The sequence below is a fragment of the Actinomycetospora endophytica genome (genome assembly GCF_021026375.1).
Taxonomy (GTDB): domain Bacteria; phylum Actinomycetota; class Actinomycetes; order Mycobacteriales; family Pseudonocardiaceae; genus Actinomycetospora; species Actinomycetospora endophytica.
The window spans coordinates 131,228-149,236 of record NZ_JAJNDB010000009.1 but is presented as its reverse complement, the minus strand read 5'-3'; the positions used below and the strand labels follow the sequence as shown (position 1 = coordinate 149,236).

At 73.8% G+C, this 18,009-nt stretch carries 17 protein-coding genes; 4 read left to right on the top strand and 13 right to left on the bottom strand.

The window, feature by feature from the left end; all coding sequences use genetic code 11:
• Positions 1–27: 27 nt before the first annotated feature.
• The 7 genes from LQ327_RS30585 to LQ327_RS30555 form a co-directional block, all read right to left on the bottom strand.
• The gene (locus LQ327_RS30585; RefSeq protein ID WP_230740005.1) at positions 28–1,767 is read right to left on the bottom strand and encodes an ABC transporter ATP-binding protein; all 1,740 of its coding nucleotides are present in this window, start codon (positions 1,765–1,767) and stop codon (positions 28–30) included.
• Positions 1,764–3,266 carry an ABC transporter transmembrane domain-containing protein gene (locus LQ327_RS30580; protein WP_230740003.1) on the bottom strand — a complete coding sequence of 501 codons (1,503 nt, stop codon included), beginning with the start codon at positions 3,264–3,266 and terminating at the stop codon, positions 1,764–1,766. The genes LQ327_RS30585 and LQ327_RS30580 overlap by 4 nt, the downstream gene beginning before the upstream one ends.
• A 219-nt stretch (positions 3,267–3,485) precedes the next feature.
• The gene (locus LQ327_RS30575; protein WP_230740001.1) at positions 3,486–3,794 is read right to left on the bottom strand and encodes a hypothetical protein; all 309 of its coding nucleotides are present in this window, start codon (positions 3,792–3,794) and stop codon (positions 3,486–3,488) included.
• 268 nt (positions 3,795–4,062) lie between these two features.
• Positions 4,063–4,848 (bottom strand): acetoin reductase, encoded by a 786-nt coding sequence (locus LQ327_RS30570; RefSeq protein WP_230739999.1) that lies wholly within the window; start codon positions 4,846–4,848, stop codon positions 4,063–4,065.
• Positions 4,845–5,900: a 2,3-butanediol dehydrogenase gene (locus tag LQ327_RS30565; protein ID WP_230739997.1), complete on the bottom strand. Its 1,056-nt coding sequence runs from the start codon at positions 5,898–5,900 to the stop codon at positions 4,845–4,847. Before LQ327_RS30565 ends, LQ327_RS30570 begins: the two co-directional genes overlap by 4 nt.
• Positions 5,901–5,950: 50 nt before the next feature.
• Positions 5,951–7,195: a GAF domain-containing protein gene (locus tag LQ327_RS30560; RefSeq protein WP_230739996.1), complete on the bottom strand. Its 1,245-nt coding sequence runs from the start codon at positions 7,193–7,195 to the stop codon at positions 5,951–5,953.
• 76 nt (positions 7,196–7,271) lie between these two features.
• A complete protein-coding gene (locus tag LQ327_RS30555; RefSeq protein ID WP_230739995.1) occupies positions 7,272–7,475 on the bottom strand; it encodes an SDR family oxidoreductase in 204 nt (67 codons plus the stop codon).
• Positions 7,476–7,500: 25 nt separating this feature from the next.
• Here LQ327_RS30555 and LQ327_RS30550 point away from each other — a divergent pair, with 25 nt between their 5' ends.
• Positions 7,501–7,797 (top strand): hypothetical protein, encoded by a 297-nt coding sequence (locus tag LQ327_RS30550; RefSeq protein WP_230739994.1) that lies wholly within the window; start codon positions 7,501–7,503, stop codon positions 7,795–7,797.
• Between the two features lie 6 nt (positions 7,798–7,803).
• Here the strand turns inward: LQ327_RS30550 and uvrB are convergent, their stop codons facing one another.
• Positions 7,804–10,044, bottom strand: coding sequence for an excinuclease ABC subunit UvrB (gene uvrB, locus LQ327_RS30545; protein ID WP_230739993.1), 2,241 nt, complete (start codon positions 10,042–10,044; stop codon positions 7,804–7,806).
• Between the two features lie 57 nt (positions 10,045–10,101).
• Positions 10,102–11,430 carry a DUF5685 family protein gene (locus LQ327_RS30540; protein WP_269071256.1) on the bottom strand — a complete coding sequence of 443 codons (1,329 nt, stop codon included), beginning with the start codon at positions 11,428–11,430 and terminating at the stop codon, positions 10,102–10,104.
• Between the two features lie 162 nt (positions 11,431–11,592).
• Between LQ327_RS30540 and LQ327_RS30535 the strand changes: the two genes are divergently transcribed.
• Positions 11,593–12,105: a ribonuclease FAU-1 family protein gene (locus tag LQ327_RS30535; RefSeq protein ID WP_230739992.1), complete on the top strand. Its 513-nt coding sequence runs from the start codon at positions 11,593–11,595 to the stop codon at positions 12,103–12,105.
• Between the two features lie 51 nt (positions 12,106–12,156).
• Here LQ327_RS30535 and coaE read toward each other — a convergent pair whose 3' ends face one another.
• The 3 genes from coaE to rpsA form a co-directional block, all read right to left on the bottom strand.
• Positions 12,157–13,080, bottom strand: a complete 924-nt coding sequence (coaE, locus tag LQ327_RS30530) for a dephospho-CoA kinase (RefSeq protein ID WP_230739991.1) — start codon at positions 13,078–13,080, stop codon at positions 12,157–12,159.
• 40 nt (positions 13,081–13,120) lie between these two features.
• On the bottom strand, positions 13,121–13,312 hold the full coding sequence (locus LQ327_RS30525; RefSeq protein ID WP_230739990.1) for a hypothetical protein: 192 nt from the start codon (positions 13,310–13,312) through the stop codon (positions 13,121–13,123).
• A gap of 142 nt (positions 13,313–13,454) precedes the next feature.
• Positions 13,455–15,005, bottom strand: a complete 1,551-nt coding sequence (rpsA, locus tag LQ327_RS30520; protein WP_230739988.1) for a 30S ribosomal protein S1 — start codon at positions 15,003–15,005, stop codon at positions 13,455–13,457.
• A gap of 289 nt (positions 15,006–15,294) precedes the next feature.
• On the opposite strand from rpsA, the gene LQ327_RS30515 reads away from it, so the two are divergent.
• Both LQ327_RS30515 and LQ327_RS30510 read left to right on the top strand, forming a co-directional pair.
• Positions 15,295–16,200, top strand: a complete 906-nt coding sequence (locus tag LQ327_RS30515) for a class I SAM-dependent methyltransferase (RefSeq protein ID WP_230739986.1) — start codon at positions 15,295–15,297, stop codon at positions 16,198–16,200.
• Positions 16,197–17,171 (top strand): GNAT family N-acetyltransferase, encoded by a 975-nt coding sequence (locus LQ327_RS30510; RefSeq protein WP_230739985.1) that lies wholly within the window; start codon positions 16,197–16,199, stop codon positions 17,169–17,171. The genes LQ327_RS30515 and LQ327_RS30510 overlap by 4 nt, the downstream gene beginning before the upstream one ends.
• Here LQ327_RS30510 and LQ327_RS30505 read toward each other — a convergent pair.
• On the bottom strand, positions 17,164–18,009 hold the full coding sequence (locus LQ327_RS30505) for an NAD(P)-dependent oxidoreductase (protein ID WP_230739984.1): 846 nt from the start codon (positions 18,007–18,009) through the stop codon (positions 17,164–17,166). The genes LQ327_RS30510 and LQ327_RS30505 overlap by 8 nt on opposite strands.

Genomic DNA, 18,009 nt, shown 5'->3' with positions numbered 1-18,009 from the left:
CCCGCGCGGGCGCTCGCGCCGCTCGACTCATCCCGCGGCCGCCACCAGCTGCGCGTACGGCCCGCCCGCGGTCAGCAGCTCGTCCGGGGCGCCGAGCTCGACGATCATCCCGTCCGCCATCACGGCGACCCGGTCCGCCGCGGCCGCGGTGTGCAGCCGGTGCGCGATCGCGATGACCGTGCGCCCGGCCAGCACCCGCTCCAGCGCCCCCTCGGCCCGACGGGCGGCGGCCGTGTCGAGCAGCGAGGTCGCCTCGTCGAGGACGACGGTGCCGGGGTCGGCCAGCACGACCCGCGCGAGCGCGAGCTGCTGCGCGACCGGCGCCGGCACGGTCACCGCCCCGGACCCGACCGCGGTGTCGAGACCGTCGGGCAGCGTCGCGAACCAGTTGCCGAGACCGACGAGTTCCACCGCCGAGCGGAGGTCGTCGTCCGGGAACTCCCCGGCCGGCAGCGCCAGGTTGTCCCGCACCGAGCCGGCGAAGACGTGGTGCTCCTGGGTCAGCAGCAGCACCTCGCCGCGCAGCGTGTCGTCGTCGAACGACCCGACGTCGCGCCCGTCCAGGCGCACCGACCCCGACGTCGGCCTCGAGACGCCGGCGATCAGCCGGGCCAGCGTCGACTTCCCCGCGCCCGACCCGCCGACCACCGCGAGCCGCTCCCCCGGCGGCACGTGCAGGTCGATCCCGCGCAGCACCGGTCGGCCCGACCGGTACGCGAACCCGACGTCCTCGAGAGCCAGCCCGCGCTCGCCGTCGTGTCGCTCGCCGGTGACGACGGGTGTCCGCGACGGCACCCGCACCCCCAGGACCCGGCGCAGCGCCACCACCGCGACCATGAGGTCCTCGACCCACCACAGCGCGGTGTCCAGCGGCATCGCGAGTGCCTGGACGTAGACGACCATCGTCGTGACCTCGCCGAGCGACGCGTACCCGGCGGCGTAGGCCCACGACCCGAGCACCAGCGTGGCCGCGAGCGGGAGCACGTGCGAGATCTCCAGCCACGGCGTCCAGCGCACGTGCAGCGAGCGCAGATCCCGCTCACGGTCCACCCCGGCCACGAGCGCCGCGTCGTCGCCGGCCACCCGACGCTCGAGGAGCCCGAGCGCGTCGAGGGTCCGTGCCCCGGCGGTCGACTCGTGCGCCCGCGACGTGAGCGCGGCCCACGCGTCGAGCATCCGCTGCATGGCCGGGAGCAGCCGGCGCCAGAGCCACCGGGTCGGGAGCACGACCGTCGGGACGGCGACCAGCAGCGCGAGCGCGAGCAGCGGCGACGTCACGACCATCGCGATCACGGTGAGGAGCACCGTGACCACCGCGGTGAGGACCTCCGGGACACCCTGGCGCAGCGCGTTGTCGATGCGGTCCAGGTCCGTGGTGGCCCGTGAGAGCAGTGCTCCGGTGCCGACCGACTCGACGGTCGCCAACGGCAGCGCCAGCGCCCGGTCGACGAGCTGCGTGCGGTTGGCCGCGAGCAGCTCCTCGCCGAGCACCCCGGCCCGCCACCGGGCCGAGCGCCGCAGCACCGCCGTGGCGAGCAGCGCCGCGAGGAACGCGCCCGCGAGCAGGTCGATGCGCACGGTGGAGCGGCGCCCGGTGGCCACCTCGTCGACGAGCGCGCCGAGCAGCTGCGGCCCGACGAGCCCGGCGGCGGTCGCGGCGAGGAAGCACGCGGCCGTCGCGCTCGCCCGGCCCCGGTGGACGCGCAGCACGCCGCGCGCCCACACCCACGCCTCGCGCGGGGTGGCGTAGTCCAGGACGGCGGTCACGGGGTGCTCCTCTCCAAGGTGCGGGTGAGGTCGACGACGTGGTCGGCGACGTGGCGCCACGGCGCGCCCTGGGTGAGGACGACCGTGGTGCGGCCGCGGCGCAGCACCGCGATCCGGGCCGCGATCCACGCCTCGGTGTGGGCGTCGACCGCGGAGGTGGGCTCCTCGAGCACGAGGACGTCGGCGTCGGTGAGCAGCGTCCGGGTCAGCGCCAGGCGCTGGCGCTGCCCGCCCGAGACCTCCCGGCCGCGCTCGCCGAGCGCCTCGTCGAGGCCGGCCGGGAAGCCGTCGAGGATCTCGGTCGCCGCGGCCGCGTCGAGCGCGGCGTCGACGTCGAGGGCGCCGTGCACGACGAGCTCGTCGCGCAGCCGTCCCGAGAACCACAGGTCCTCGGGGTGGGCGTGGACCACCCGGCGTCGCAGGGCCGACAGATCAACCTGGTCGACCGGGACCCCCGCCACCCGCACCGCCTCGTCGTCGTCGGCGAAGCGCGCCAGCCGGGCGGCCAGCGCGGACGCCCCCGACCCGGCGTCGACGACCGTGAGCGCGCCGGCGGGCGCGTCCAGGCCGGTGACCGGATCGTGCAGATCCGGCGGGCCGGGCGGGATCGCGACCGGGTGGACCGGGACGGCCAACAGCGGCCGCAGGCCGAGCAGCCGCACGATCCGGCGCCCGCCCGCCAGCGCGGCGGCCAACGAGCCCGCCGTCTCGGTCGCGGTCGTGACCGGGACGACGAGGAACGCCGAGGCCCCGTAGACCGCCACGAGCTCGCCCGGGCTGATGGTGCCGGCGACGGCGAGCCGCGCCCCGAGCCAGGTGATCACGACGAGCACGACACCCGGCAGCGCGACCTCGGCGGCCGCCAGCCAGGCGGTGCTGCGCGCGACGAGGATCCCGGCGTCCCGGACCCGGGTGGTGGCCTCACCGACCCGGGTCGCGAACCGTGCCTCGCCGCCGACCCCACGCAGGATCCGCAGCCCGGCCACGATGTCGGCGGCCAGCGCGTTCACCGCGGTCAGCTCGCTGCGCTGGTGGTCCAGACGGCGTTGCAGCGGCGCGAGCAGCGGGCCGATCCCGGCGACGGCGAGCGGCACCCCGACGAGCGCGACCGCCCCCAGCAGGGGCGAGCGCAGCACGAGACCCACGCCGACCACGCCGAACGCCACCACGGAGCCGGCGAGCCGTCCGGCGGTCTCGAACAGGTTGCCGACCTTGCCCAGGTCGGACGTCGTGACCGCGGTGACGTCGCCGCCGCCGGCCTGCGGCGCCAGCGAGGCGCCGAGGCGCAGGACGTGGGCGTTGACGGTGCGCTGGGTGGCGGACGCGCCGTGCAGCCACATGCCGTGGCCGAGGAAGTCGAGCGCGCCGCCGCTCGCCATCTGGGCGAGCCCGAGGGCGACGACGACGGCGACGTCACGGACGAGGGCCGCGGTGTCGCCGCCGGCGACCCCGGCGTCCACGGCCGAGCCCGCGACGAGCGGGATCAGCGCGCCGGGCACCAGCCACAGGGTCCCGACGACGACGGTGCCCGCCGCCAGCCAGGGGCGTGACCGCAGGATCGCGAGCAGGAAGCCGCCCGGCGTCAGCGGGTCGGGCAGGGTGGGCGTCGGCGCGGGGTGCGGGCGTCGTCGCGGGGGGACTCAAGAGTCGGGGCGAGGAAGCATGGCCCCGACGCTAGGGCTCCGGTGCGTGGCCCCGCGACCGGATTACCGAGCGGCCTAGAACGGCTCGACGCTGACGACCCCGGGCAGGAGCCGGACGCGGTCGGCGAACTCGTCGTGCTCGCTGCTCGTGAGCGCGACGGTGCACGAGACGCTCGAGCAGGAGACGCCCTCGTGGACGTCGACGGAGAAGTCCGGGACCCGGTAACCGAGCTCGCAGAGCCGCGAGGCGAGGGTCATGACGCCGGGCATGCCACCGGTGGTGACGATGGTCCACGGGCGCGGGAGGCGCGAGACCCGACGACCGGGGCCGTTGACGGCCCGCTCGATGTCCGCGGTGGGGATGGTGGGTTCGAGGGTGGTCACGACAAGCTCCTGGAGAAAACTGGATCCGCGTACTGGAATCCGAGCCAGGTTCTCGGGGGTCGTGCGTGGCCCACGGTCGCGCGGCCGTTCTGCGCGCCGGGAGCCTGGCTCACCCGACGCGCCGGAGTACTACCTCTCCCCGTCGCGCGATCATGACGGTGATGTTACCCAGATCATCTCGACGTGCAACACCGGGGTGGGTGGCCTCCGGCCATGTGAGCACTGATCCGTGCTCCGGCACGGATCAGTGCTCACGAGCCGGAGGCAGCTAGACCATCACGATCCCGCCGTCGATCATCGGCGCCTGCCCCGTCATGTAGTCCGCGCCCGGGCTCGCCAGGTACGAGACGAACGAGGCCACGTCCTCCGGGGTCTGCACCCGGCCGAGCGCGATGAGCTGTGAGTACTGCGCCAGCGCCTCGCCCTTGCCGGTCCCCAGGTACCGGCCGAGCCCGACGTCGATCTCGTCCCACATCGTCGTGCCGACGATCCCCGGGCAGTAGGCGTTCACCGTGATCCCGTGCGGCGCGAGCTCCTTCGCCGCGGCCTGGGTGAGCGCCCGGACCGCGAATTTCGAGGCCGAGTAGTGGCCCAGGTGGTCGAAGCCCTGGTGCCCGGCGATGGACGACGCGGAGATGATCTTCCCTCCGCCTCCCTGGTCGATCATCGCCTCGGCGGCGGCCTGCAGGCACCACAGGACCCCGCCGACGTTCACCCCGAGCATGCGCTCCAGGTCGGTCGGCGAGACCTCGAGCAGCGTCTTGACCTGCGCGATACCGGCGTTGGAGACCATGACGTCGAGCCCGCCGAACTCCTCGCGGGCGGCGGCGACCAGCGCGAAGCAGGCGTCGCGGTCGGACACGTCGGCGACGTGCGAGGCCGCCCGGCCGCCGTCGGCGGTGATCGCCTTCGCGGTGTCGGCGGCGGTCCCCGCGTCCATGTCGGACACCATGACCGCGAACCCGTCGGAGGCCAGCCGCCGCGCGATCGCGGCCCCGATCCCCCGGCCTGCTCCGGTGACGACCGCGACCCGCTGCTGTCCCGGCGCGCTCACGGCTGCACCAGGATCTTCACGTTGGACTCCTTGTGGTCGATCAGCTCCCGGAAGCCCCGGTCGACGATGTCCTCGAGCCCGATCCGCCCCGTGATGAACTGGTCGACGTCGACCGTGCCCGAGCGGATCAGGTCGATCACCTCCTCGTGGCGGTTCGCGTAGGCGAGCGATCCGACGAGGTGGATCTCCGAGAAGACCAGCGAGTTCACGTCGAACGTCGCGGGGTGGCCCCAGATGGAGACGTTCACGCAGGTCCCGCCCGGCCGGGTGCTCGCCACCGCCGCGGCCAGCACCTCGTTCACCCCGGCGCACTCGAAGGTCACGTCGGCGCCGCGGCCGTCGGTGAGATCGCGGATCGCCTCGGGCACGTCGACCTCGGTCGGGTCGAGGACGTGGTCGGCGCCCGCGCCCGGCGCCTTGGCCTTCCGGGCCTCGGCCGGCTCGACGACGATCACCTGCCCGGCCCCCGTGGCGCGCAGCGCGGCCGCCGTGACCAGGCCGATCGGCCCGGAGCCGAACACCGCCGCCGACCCGCCCTGCGGCAGGCCCGACAGCTTCGTCGCGTGGTACCCGACGGCGAGGGGCTCCACCAGGGCGCCCTGCTCCGGGGTCAGGCCGTCGATGCGGTGGACCCAGCGGGTGTCGACGATCATCTTCTCGGCGAACCCGCCCTGGTCGCCGTCGAGCCCGATGAAGCCGAGCCGGCGGCAGATGTTGTAGCGCCCGTCCTTGCAGGCCGAGCACTTCCCGCAGACGTCGTAGGGCTCGACGACGACCCGGTCGCCCTCGGACAGGCCGGTCACCCCGCTGCCGAGCTCGGCGACCACCCCGGAGAACTCGTGGCCGAGGGTGATCGGTACGCCCCCACCGGTCAGCGGGTGCGGGTTCGCCGGGGTGGGCGCGAAGATCGGCCCGTCGAGGAACTCGTGCAGGTCGGTCCCGCAGATCCCGCACCACTCGACGGCGATCTGCACCTGTCCCGGTCCCGGATGGGGCTCGGTGAGCTCCTCGACGCGGACGTCGCCGCGTCCGTGGAAGCGCGCAGCCTTCATGGGTCCTCCCTGGAGATAGCGAGGACCTCATCCCACGGGAGTGACCGCCGTCACGACCAGGGTTGCAGCGGTGTTGCAGGGCCCAGCAGCCGGCCCAGCACCGTCGGGTCGGGCGGGACGATCTCGACGCCGGGCGCGATCCGGTAGGGCCGCGCCGCGATCAGCCCGCCCAGCACCCGCCGGAGCCGCGAGAGCTCCGCGCGGACGGTGACGAGGTGGTCGGCGTCGTCGTAGAGCGCCCGACTGAGGGCGGCGGCGTCCAGGCCCTCGACCCCGGCGCGCATGAGCAGCGCGAGGATCTGCTGGTGGCGCCGCGACAGCGCGTGCCGCCACTGCTGCCTGCCCTCGACGACGACGCCGGGCGGGTCGCCGTCGGGGTCGAGGCGCAGCCGGGTGGCGCCGTCGCCCGCCGCGCTCGGGCGCAGCATCCAGCCGCCGGGCACGCGCTCGGGCAGGCACGCGCCGAGCCCGTGCACGAGCTGCGCCTCACCGGCCCTCGGTACGGCCACCCGGTCACGGGGCGCGAGCCCGGTGGACGCGGCGACCCAGCCGTGGTCGTCGACGACCAGGGCAGGACCGTGCTCGCGCGCCAGCAGCGGGGCGGCGACGGCGCGCAGCCCGTCGAGGCGGGCCTCGTGCTGGGTCCACAGCCCGGACTCGGCGAGCCGGACCGCGGTGTGGACGAGCGCGACGGTCGTCGGGTGCACGGTCGGCGCCGGCCCCGAGAGGTCGACGACGCCGAGCATCTCGCCGGTGCGCGGGTCGTGGATGGGGCTCGCGGTGCAGGTCCACGGGTGCTGGGCGCGCACGAAGTGCTCGGCGGAGAACAACTGCACCGACGCGTGCTCGGCGAGCGCGGTCCCGATGGCGTTCGTCCCGACGGAGGCCTCGGTCCAGTCGGCCCCGGGCAGGAACCCGAGGTCGTCGGCGAGGCGCCCGACGCGCGTGGCGCCCTCCCGCCACAGCACGAACCCGTCGGCCGCGGTGATGACCATGATGTGCTCGGCGTCCTCGGCCACCGCGGTGAGGCTGGCGCGCAGCTGCGGGAGGACCTTGGCGATCGGCGACTCGGCCCGGCGGCGCTCGACGGCCTCCGGTCCGGCGGGCTCGTCGAGGGTGCGTCCGTCGGGGGCGACGCCGTAGGAGAGGACGCGATCCCAGGAGCGGCTGACGACCTTGCGCAGCCCGGTCTGGGACGCAGAGCCGGACAGTCGAGCGTCGTGGGCCTGGTGGAGCAGACGAGCGTGTCGGCGCAGGTCCGTGCTCCGCGTCACCGCGCAGACGCCGTCGTCCACCACGCGCACCTCCGGCAGGGACGCCCTGTCCCTGTGACCCGGAGCATAACCGCGAGGGCCTCGTCGGAGGCAGGGCTCAGACGGCCTTCGTCACCCCGCCGTCGAGCACGAGGTCGACCCCGGTCAGGTTCCCGACCCGAGGCGAGGCGACGAACGCGACCAGCGCCCCGACCTCGGCGGGCTCGGTGAACCGCCCCGTCGCTGCGCCCATCCAGCCGGGCAGCTGCGCCATGAAGTCGTCGAACCCGAGGCCGGACCGCCGCGCCATCTCGGCGGTCATCCCGTCCGGGTCGGTCCACGCGTCGGTGAGGGTCGGACCCGACGGTGGCCGCGCCGTCCGGCCCGCCGAGGTCGGCGACGAGGACGTCCGCGACGGCGGCGAGCTCGGGGGTGTCGGTCCGGGTGACCCCGAGGACCCGGGCACCTTCGTCGGCCAGTGCCTCGGCCGTCGCCAGCCCGATCATCCCCCGCCCGGCGCCGGTGACCACCGCCGAGCACCCGTCCAGCCCCAGCTCCATCCCGACCCCGCCGTCCGCCACGTGCCGCCGCACCCGATGATGGGCAGGGTCCGACCAGGAAACGACCAGTTCCGGCCGGTCTGAGCGGGTTCAGCTCACCCCGGCGGCGTCCATTCCCCGCATCTCCTTCTTGAGGTCGGCGATCTCGTCGCGCAGTCGGCCCGCGAGCTCGAACTGCAGGTCGCGCGCCGCCGCCATCATCTGGTCGGTGAGCTGCTGGATGAGATCGGCCAGCTCGGCGCGGGCCATGCCCTCGGTGCTGCGGTGCTCGACGACGCCCGAGTGGCCGCGCCCGCCGCCCGCCTCGCCGGCCGCGCGTCGTCCGCGGGAGGCGTTGCGGGCCGAGCCGGCGATCTCGACCTCGGTGTCCTCGGCCTCGCGATAGACGCGGTCGAGGATGTCGTTGATGTCCTTGCGCAACGGCTGCGGGTCGACGCCCCGCTCGGTGTTGTAGGCGATCTGCTTCTCGCGGCGCCGGTTGGTCTCGTCGATCGCGTACTGCATCGACTCGGTGATGGTGTCGGCGTACATGTGCACCTGGCCGGACACGTTGCGGGCGGCGCGGCCGATCGTCTGGATGAGCGACCGCTCGCTGCGCAGGAAGCCCTCCTTGTCGGCGTCGAGGATGGCCACCAGCGACACCTCGGGCAGGTCGAGTCCCTCGCGGAGCAGGTTGATGCCGACGAGCACGTCGTACTCCCCCGCCCGCAGCTGGCGCAGCAGCTCCACCCGGCGCAGGGTGTCGACCTCCGAGTGCAGGTACCGGACCTTGATCCCCAGCTCGAGCAGGTAGTCGGTGAGGTCCTCGGCCATCTTCTTGGTCAGCGTGGTGACCAGCGTGCGCTCGTCCTTGTCGACGCGGGACCGGATCTCGGCCACGAGGTCGTCGATCTGGCCCTTCGTCGGCTTCACGACCACCTCGGGGTCGACGAGACCCGTCGGCCGGATGACCTGTTCGACGAACTCGCCGCCGGCCTGGCGCATCTCGTAGTCGCCCGGCGTCGCCGAGAGGTACACCGTCTGCCCGATGCGGTCGGCGAACTCCTCCCAGGTCAGCGGGCGGTTGTCGGTGGCGCTCGGGAGCCGGAAGCCGTACTCGACGAGGTTGCGCTTGCGGGACATGTCGCCCTCGTACATGCCGCCGATCTGCGGCACGGTCACGTGCGACTCGTCGATGACCAGCAGGAAGTCGTTCGGGAAGTAGTCGATCAGCGTAGCCGGGGCGGTGCCCGCGCCGCGGCCGTCGATGTGCCGCGAGTAGTTCTCGATGCCCGAGCAGAACCCGACCTGGCGCATCATCTCGACGTCGTAGTTGGTGCGCATGCGCAGCCGCTGGGCCTCGAGCAGCTTGCCCTGGTTCTCCAGCTCGGCGAGGCGCTCCTCGAGCTCCTGCTCGATGGCCTTGATCGCGCGCTCCATGCGCTCCGGGCCCGCGACGTAGTGCGTCGCCGGGAAGATGCGGACGTCGTCGACCTGGTTGACCACGTCGCCGGTGAGCGGGTTGAGGTAGTACAGCGACTCGATCTCGTCCCCGAAGAACTCGATCCGGATCGCGAGCTCCTCGTACGCCGGGATGATCTCCACGGTGTCCCCGCGCACCCGGAACGTGCCGCGGGCGAACGCCATGTCGTTGCGCTGGTACTGCACGTCGACCAGGGCCCGCAGCAGCTGGTCCCGGTCGATCTCCTCGCCGACCTCGAGCTTGACGGAGCGGTCGAGGTAGGACTGCGGCGTGCCGAGGCCGTAGATGCACGACACCGACGCGACCACCACGACGTCCCGGCGCAGCAGCAGGTTCGACGTCGCCGAGTGCCGCAGCCGCTCGACGTCCTCGTTGATCGAGGAGTCCTTCTCGATGTAGGTGTCGGTCTGCGCGATGTACGCCTCGGGCTGGTAGTAGTCGTAGTACGAGACGAAGTACTCGACGGCGTTGTTCGGCAGCAGCTCGCGCAGCTCGTTCGCCAGCTGCGCGGCCAGGGTCTTGTTCGGCGCCATCACCAGCGTCGGCCGCTGGACCCGCTCGATCAGCCACGCCGCCGTGGCCGACTTGCCGGTGCCGGTGGCGCCGAGCAGCACGACGTCGTGCTCGCCGCCCTTGACGCGCCGCTCGAGATCGTCGATCGCGGCCGGCTGGTCGCCCGCCGGGGAGTACGGGCTGACGACCTCGAAGTGCCCGCCCGTTCGCTCGATCTCCCCGATCGGCCGAAACTCGGACTCGGCCAGCGCGTCGTCGGGCAGACCCTCGGGGTTGTCGAGGAGCGTGCCCGTCTCCTCCTCGCCGTGAGCGTGAGCATCACGGGCAGCCCCGGGGACCTCGGTCGAGAACGCCATGTCACCGAGGCTAACCGCACCCCCCGACAGTCTCGTCCGGCTCGGGTCGATGGCCCGTCAGGAGCAGTCGCAGCAGTCGCAGCACCCGTCACCGTCGGAGCAGCAGTCACAGCAGTCGCACCCGCAGCTGCAGGTGTCCGCGCAGCTCCCGCACCAGGCGTTCCGCGGCCGGCCCGACCACGGCCCGACGAACTCGTCGCTGCAGCACAGCTGCCCGGTGCAGCACAGCCCGGCCGCCGCGGCGCAGCCGCCGAGAAGCCCGCGAGGCGGGTGGGACGGCCGCTCGGGGGCCTCGTCGTCGGGACCCGGGTCGTCGCCGGGCTCGTCCGCGGGGTCGGTCGGCGCCGACGGATCCCACGGCGGCAGCGGCCGCTCCGGCGGCTCCGCGCCCGTCGTCGTGCCCGCGCCCGCCGTCGTCGTGCCCGCCGTCGCCGGCCCGAACGGCACGAACGGCACGAACGGGCCGTTGGTCACCCAAGAAGGTGACGAACGCGCCGTTCGTGCCGAATGACCGGAACCCCCGACCCCGGCGGCCGTCCGCTCGACCGCCCGCCCCGCCTCGTGCACCAGCAGCTGATGGGCCAGCTTCCGGGCGGTCGCCCCCTCCCGCGCGAACGACACCCGCCGCAGCGCCGCCCGGATCCCGGCGACGGCGTCGCGGCACCGGTCGAGCGCGATCGCGCGGCTCGTCCCGGTCGCCGCGAGCGGGTTCCACCGGCCGTGCGCGGCGTCGTCGTCGAGGTCCGCGACCGCGTCCAGCAGGTGCGCGAGCCGGCCCAGCAGCCGTCCCGCCTCGTCGAGGGGCTCGGCGTTCTCCGGCCGGCCGGCCAGCGTGGCGGTGTGGGCGAGCGCGGACCCGACGGCGGCCTCGGTCGGCGCGGTCACCGACTCCAGGCCCACGACGAGACCGGACTCCGCCTCCCGCTGCCGGGCGGGCACGGCGAGCAGGTCCGCCGGGTCGAACCCGACCCCGGACGCCGTCCGGGACCCGGCCCGCGACCACGTCGTCGCCACCCGCGATCCGGCGAGTGCTGCGGGGTGCCGCGCGAACGGACCGTCGCCGTCGGCCACGTGGTCGGCGACCGCGTCCGACGCCAGCAGCAACGCCGTGGACGCCGCGAGGCGTGCACCGACCCCGACGACGACGGGTGCCGCCCGCATCCCGCGCAGCGGGCACGGGCCCGCCCGACGGCGGCCGCCCACGCCCTGGGCCTCGGCGAGCACCGACACGACGAGCGCGTCGACGTGCGTCGTGGCCCGCGCGAGCTGCCCCGCCTCGTCGCGCAACGTCAGGCACAGCCCGCACAGGTGCTCCGACCAGCGGGCATGGAGTTCGGGACTCAGATGATGGCGGCACGGGCGCAGGAAGCCGAACACGAACGCCATGATCGTGGTTGCGCTGTGTGGCGACCAGCGGCCGTTCGGGTCGGCATGTCCGGTTCGTTGGGCACGGCGGCGTGGCGGACCGTCACACGCCCGATCCACAGCACGCCGGGCCGCGGCCGACTGCTCGTCCTCCGTCGGCGTCGCTGGTTAGGGTCCCGGGCCGTGGCGCTGCATCCCCCGAAGGTCGAGACCTTCGCCGTGGACGAGGGCACGAACACCGACCCGAAGGGCTTCGTCCGTTCCGTCGACCTGTACCGCGAGGAGCCGTTCGGGCTCTACCTCAGCCGCCCGATGCCGGATCACCCGTCGCTCGACCACATGCGGTCGTGGCTCCTGCCCGACCTCGGCATCCGGGTCACCGACTTCCGGTTCCTGCCCGGCCACGAGCGCAAGCAGGACTACTACGTCGACATCGCCGACGTCGAGCGCGACGGCCCGGTGTGGACGACGACGGACCACTATCTCGACCTCGTCGTGTACACCGGGGAGCGCACCGAGCTGCTCGACGTCGACGAGTACGTCGAGGCGATCGCCGCCGGCCTGCTGGCCCCGGACGCCGCCGAACGGGCGCTGACGACGGCGTCGACGGTGCACGCCGGGGTCGCGGAGCACGGCCACGACCTCGACGCCTGGCTGGCCACCCGCGGTGTGGTGCTGGACTGGCCGTTCGAATAGGTGCGCTCCGCGCTTGTGAGCACAAATTGACGCCAGAGCATCAATTTCTGCTCACGAGCGCCGAAGGCGCACCTTGGCGGGCCGGGCCGGATCGGCGCTGCCGTGCACCCCGTCCTCCACGGCCGGGAATCCGGCTCCGGCCAGGGCGGCGGCGAGCTCACCGGTGTCGGTCCGCTTCTTGGTCCGCACCAACACGTCGATGACGTCGGGTGCGGCCCGGCCGGGCTCGGCGGTCGGCCCCACGTGCTCCACGCTCTCGACGTGATCCACGCCCGCGACCTGGATCCGGGCGGCGAGCCGACGGGCCTGCTCCGGCCACGTCGGGTCGGCGTCGACCACCTCGGACGGCCACGGCGCGGCCTGCCCGGCACGCACGCCGGCCTCGAACGGCACGATCCGCTCCGACCACAGCGCGCGCACCACCTCGCCGACCTCGGAGACGTCCCCGACGTTGTCGATCCACACGTCCGCGGCCGCCCGGCGCGCCTCCTCGGTCGCCTGGGCGCGGATGCGGGCGCGCGCGTCCTCCTCGGGCATGTCCCGGGTCTCGGCGAGCCGCGCGACCCGGACGTCCTCGGGCGCGTCGACCACGATCACCAGCGAGAACGCAGGCCCCATGCCGTTCTCGACGAGCAGCGGCACGTCGTGCACGACGACGGCGTCGTCGGGTGCCCCCGCGACCAGCTCCGCCGTCCGGGCTCCGATGCGGGGGTGCAGGATGCCGTTGAGTCGCTCCCGGGCCGTGTCGTCGGCGAAGACGACCCGTCCCAGCGCCGGCCGGTCGAGCCGACCCTCGTCGTCGAGCACGTCCTCGCCGAAGGCGTCCACGACCGCCGCCAGCCCGTCCGTCCCCGGCTCGACGACCTCGCGGGCGATCCGGTCCGCGTCCACGACGACGGCGCCGAGCGCGGAGAGCTCCGCCGCGACCGTCGACTTGCCCGCGCCGATACCTCCGGTCAGACCCACACGCAGCACGGCGCGCAGTCTGCCCGATCGGGCGGCCGGGCGCCGTGGGTCAGGCCGGCACGGCGATGGCGTGGCGCGCGGTGGCGAACAGCGTCTCGAAGAGACCGCGGCGGGTGAACGCCGGGCCCGCGAGCGTGGCGGCCACCCCGACGTACTCGCGGCACCAGGTCAGCCCCGAGGAGCCGAGGCGGTGCCGGGCGGAGCGGGCAGAAGCAGCGTTGCGACGACGTCCCCAGGCCATGCCAATCCCCCTGCTCCCGTGATGTTGCTGTGACGGAGGATAACGATGTGGCGCACGGGGTCAAGATCAACCGACCCTGACACGGCGACGGGCCCCCACCCCCGGGAGGGGTGAGGGCCCGTCGGTCGAGCGTGCTACCGGATCAGTTGCCCGAGAGCTTCTCCCGCAGCGCGGCGAGCTGCGCGTCGCTGGCGAGCGCGCCGCCACCGGAGGCCGAGGGCGGGCCCTGGCCCGGGTCCTCGTCGACCGCGGCCGGAGCGGAGGACGACTCCTCCGACTCCTCCGACTCGTCCTCGTCCGAGGAGGCCGGGCCGCCCGAGGAGTAGTTGGCCGGGGCCGCCTCGGCGGCCTCCGCCTCCTGCTCCGCGGTGCGCTGCAGCTGCGCGATGTGCTGCTGGTAGCGGTTGTAGGCCGCCTGGTACTGGCGCTCCCACTCCTCGCGCTGGGACTCGAAGCCCTCGCGCCACTCCCCGGAGTCGGGGTCGAAGCCCTCCGGGTAGATGTAGTTGCCGGCGTCGTCGTACTCGGCGCCCATGCCGTAGAGGGCCGGGTCGAACTCGGTCTCGGTCGTCATGCCCTCGTTCGCCTGCTTCAGCGAGAGCGAGATGCGGCGACGGTCGAGGTCGATGTCGATGACCTTGACCATGACGTCGTTGCCGACCTGGACGACCTGCTCCGGCACCTCCACGTGGCGCTCGGCCAGCTCGGAGATGTGGACCAGGCCCTCGATGCCCTCGTCGACGCGGACGAACGCACCGAACGGCACCAGCTTCGTGACCTTGCCGGGCACGATCTGGCCGATCTGGTGGGTCCGCGCGAACTGGCGCCAGGGGTCCTCCTGCGTCGCCTTGAGCGACAGCGAGACCCGCTCGCGGTCCAGGTCGACGTCGAGGACCTCGACCGTGACCTCCTGGCCGACCTCGACGACCTCGGAGGGGTGGTCGATGTGCTTCCAGGACAGCTCGGAGACGTGGACCAGACCGTCGACGCCGCCGAGGTCGACGAACGCACCGAAGTTGACGATCGACGAGACCTGACCCTTGCGGATCTGGCCCTTGGCGAGCTGGTTGAGGAACTCGCTGCGGACCGCCGACTGGGTCTGCTCCAGCCAGGCGCGGCGGGACAGGACCACGTTGTTGCGGTTCTTGTCCAGCTCGATGATCTTGGCCTCGATCTCCTTGCCGACGTACGGCTGGAGGTCGCGGACGCGGCGCATCTCGACCAGCGAGGCGGGGAGGAAGCCGCGGAGGCCGATGTCGAGGATGAGGCCACCCTTGACGACCTCGATGACGGTGCCCTTGACCGGCTCGTCGTTGTCCTTGAGCTGCTCGATCGTGCCCCAGGCGCGCTCGTACTGCGCACGCTTCTTGGACAGGATCAGTCGACCTTCCTTGTCCTCCTTCTGGAGGACGAGGGCTTCGACCTCGTCGCCGACGGCGACAACTTCGTGGGGGTCGACATCGTGCTTGATGGACAGCTCGCGCGAGGGGATGACGCCCTCGGTCTTGTAGCCGATGTCGAGCAGGACTTCGTCGCGGTCGACCTTGACGATGGTGCCTTCGACGATGTCGCCATCGTTGAAGTACTTGATCGTCTTGTCGATGGCAGCGAGGAAGTCCTCTTCCGACCCGATGTCGTTCACAGCCACCTGGGGGCTGGTCGTGTTCGGGGCGGTGTGGGTGTCGATGGACATATAGGGGACGGCTCCGGGATGGGCAGGTCTCGGTCGGGTGGGCTGTTCCCACGAGGGCGGACGTCGTCCTGACGCTGATCGGCACCCGGGGGGCCGAGGGGATCGCTACCCAGCCGGAAGGAACCCGACAGTGCGGATCCGGACAGGGCGAGACCACTGACGTGGACCTCCATCGTATCCATCCCGTGAAGCGTCCGGCAAACGGGTCAGACCTCGCCTCTGGCCCGCGTGTCGTCAACCGTGTCGCCTGGTCAACAGGACGTCCGGGCAGGCGTGCCAGGATGCCTCCATGAGCGCCGGCTCCGCGATACCTCCCCCGGGTTCGCAGGCCCCGGCAGGCGTGGTCACGCGGCCGGTGGGGCCCGAGGAGTCGGCCGCCGCGTCGCGGCGCTGGTGGGACGACGACGCCGCCGACTACCAGGCCGAGCACGGCGCGTTCCTCGGTGACGTCGACTTCGTGTGGTGCCCGGAGCGCCTGCGCGAGGCCGACGCCGCCCTCCTCGGCGACCCGGCATCGCTGATCGGGAAGCGGGTGCTCGAGGTCGGCTGCGGCGCGGCGTCCTGCTCGCGCTGGCTGATCGGGCGCGGTGCGGACGCCGTCGGGCTCGATCTGTCCGCCGGGATGCTGCGCGAGGCCCGCGCGGCCGACGCCCGCGCCGGCGTCGACGTCCCGCTGGTCCAGGCCGACGCCGCGCACCTGCCCTTCGCCGACGCCTCGTTCGACCTCGCCTGCTCGGCCTTCGGCGCCGTGCCCTTCGTCGCCGACACCGCCGCGCTGATGGTCGAGGTCGCGCGCGTGCTGCGCCCCGGCGGGCGCTGGGTGTTCGCGGTGAACCACCCGATGCGCTGGATCTTCCCGGACGACCCGGGCGAGGACGGGCTGTCCGTCGTGCAGTCCTACTTCGACCGCACGCCCTACGCCGAGGCCGACGACGACGGCCGGATCACCTACGTCGAGCACCACCGCACCATCGGCGACCGGGTCGCCGACGTCGTCGGGGCCGGTCTGGTCCTCGAGGGCATCGTCGAGCCGGAGTGGCCCGAGGACCTCGACGAGGTGTGGGGCCAGTGGTCGCCGCTGCGCGGAGCGCTGTTCCCGGGGACCGCGATCTTCCGGTGCCGCGTGCCCGACGGGGCCGGCGGGATCGGCGGGGCCGGCGAGATCGGCGGGCAGGCGTCCGGGCGGGCGCGATGACCGGCGGGCCGCGCGCCACCGTCCCGGACTCCCCGGCCCAGGTCATGACCGACCTGCTCGGCGTGCAGCGACGCCGGTTCGCCGCGCTCGACCCGCGACTGCCCGAGGCCCCCGCTCCCCCGCCCGGGGACATCATCGTCGTGGGGACACCCCCGCACCGGGTGGCGGGCGTCGTCACCCACCACTCCTGGCCGGCCGGCAGCGGTCCGTTGCTGTGGTCGGCGGCGCAGGTCTCGGAGCTGCACCCGGTGATCGGCGGCGCCGGGCACGGGCCCCTGCACACGCTGGTCGACGCGTGGCGCGGGCACCTGCTCCCCGACGTCCTGCGCGATCACGACTCCGCCGCGACCGTCATCTGGCCCAGCCGCGACGTCGTCGCCACCCGGGTCTTCCTCGACCGCGGGCTGATGCCGCTGGCCGTCCTCGCCGTGCGGCCCTGCGGGCCGTTCCCCGAGCCGGAACCGGACCCGTCGCTGGTCGTGCGCCCCGCCGGACCCGACGACCTCGAGGTCTGCGTCCGGCTCGCGCTCGAGGAGCTCGCGTACTCCAGCCAGGTGGGCGGCTCGCTGATGCGTCCCGACGCCGAGGGCGTGAAGCGGACGATGATCCGCGACCGGTTGGGCCGCGGCGAGCCGACATGGCTGGCCGAGCGGCACGGGAACGCCGTCGGGATGATCGAGTGCGGGCACGCGGACGCCGCGCCCGGCGCCTGGCTGGCCAACCTGCTGCCCGGCGGCGTGTGGGGCTACGTCAACTGCGCCTCGGTGACGCCGTCGGAGCGCGGCAGCGGGGTCGGGACGCACCTGGTCGCGACGGCCGTGGCGTCCCTGGAGTCGAGCCGGCGCGGGGTGCGCGGCACGTACCTCTACTACAACCCGCCGAACCCGATCTCCTCGGTGTTCTGGCCGCGCGCGGGCTACTCACCGCTGTGGACGCTGTGGGAGGTCCGCCCGGCCGCCGGGCTCAGGTAGGGCGCAGGTTCCCGACGTCGGGTGTGGCCGGCAGGTCCTCGGGTCGGCTCGTGCCGTACGAGCTCGTCGCGAGACGCCGGTAGACCTCGGCCATCGCGGCGAAGAGGTCCGGGGTCAGGCCCGCCCCGGCCTGGGTGGCGGCGATCTCGTCCATCTCGTCGGCGAACCGCCACGCCTTGGTCGCCGCGACGGCGGCGTGGCGGACGTCGTCGTGCGGGAAGTCCAGCGCCAGGTCGGCGAGCACGGTGTCGGTGACTCCGTGGTGCTCGGCAGTGAGCAGGGCGTGTGCGAGCAGGGCCTGGTGGCCCTTGCGCACCGACGCGGTGCACATCTTCGCGGCGCTGGCGGCGCCCGGAGAGCCGTCGATCTCCACCCACCGCACCCCGGGCACGACGAGGGCCGCGACCTCGGCGGTGCGCGGACCGGCCACGAAGATCCGGGTGGGGTGCTCGACATCGGGGCGCGGCGGTGGCCCGGAGATCGCCGCGTCGACGACGTCGAGGCCGACGACCTCGGCGATCTCGGCGACGGTCCCCGGTGAGACGGCGTTCGCCTCGACGACGAGCGGGTGGGCGGACGTCCGCCGCGCGCTCGCCGCGAGTTCGTCGGCCACCGGGCGGGCCTGGGCCGGCGGGACCACGCTGAGCAGCAGGTCGGCGCCCGCCACCACGGCGTCGAGCGACCCGGCGTCCTCGATGCCCGCCGCCGCGAGCCGGTCGGCCGTGCCCGGCGAGCGGCCGACCGCCGTCATGAGCACCCGGTGCCCGCCCGCCGCGGCGCAGCGGCCGAGCGCGGTGCCCATCGCCCCGGGCGCCACGATCCCGACGACGCCGGCCAT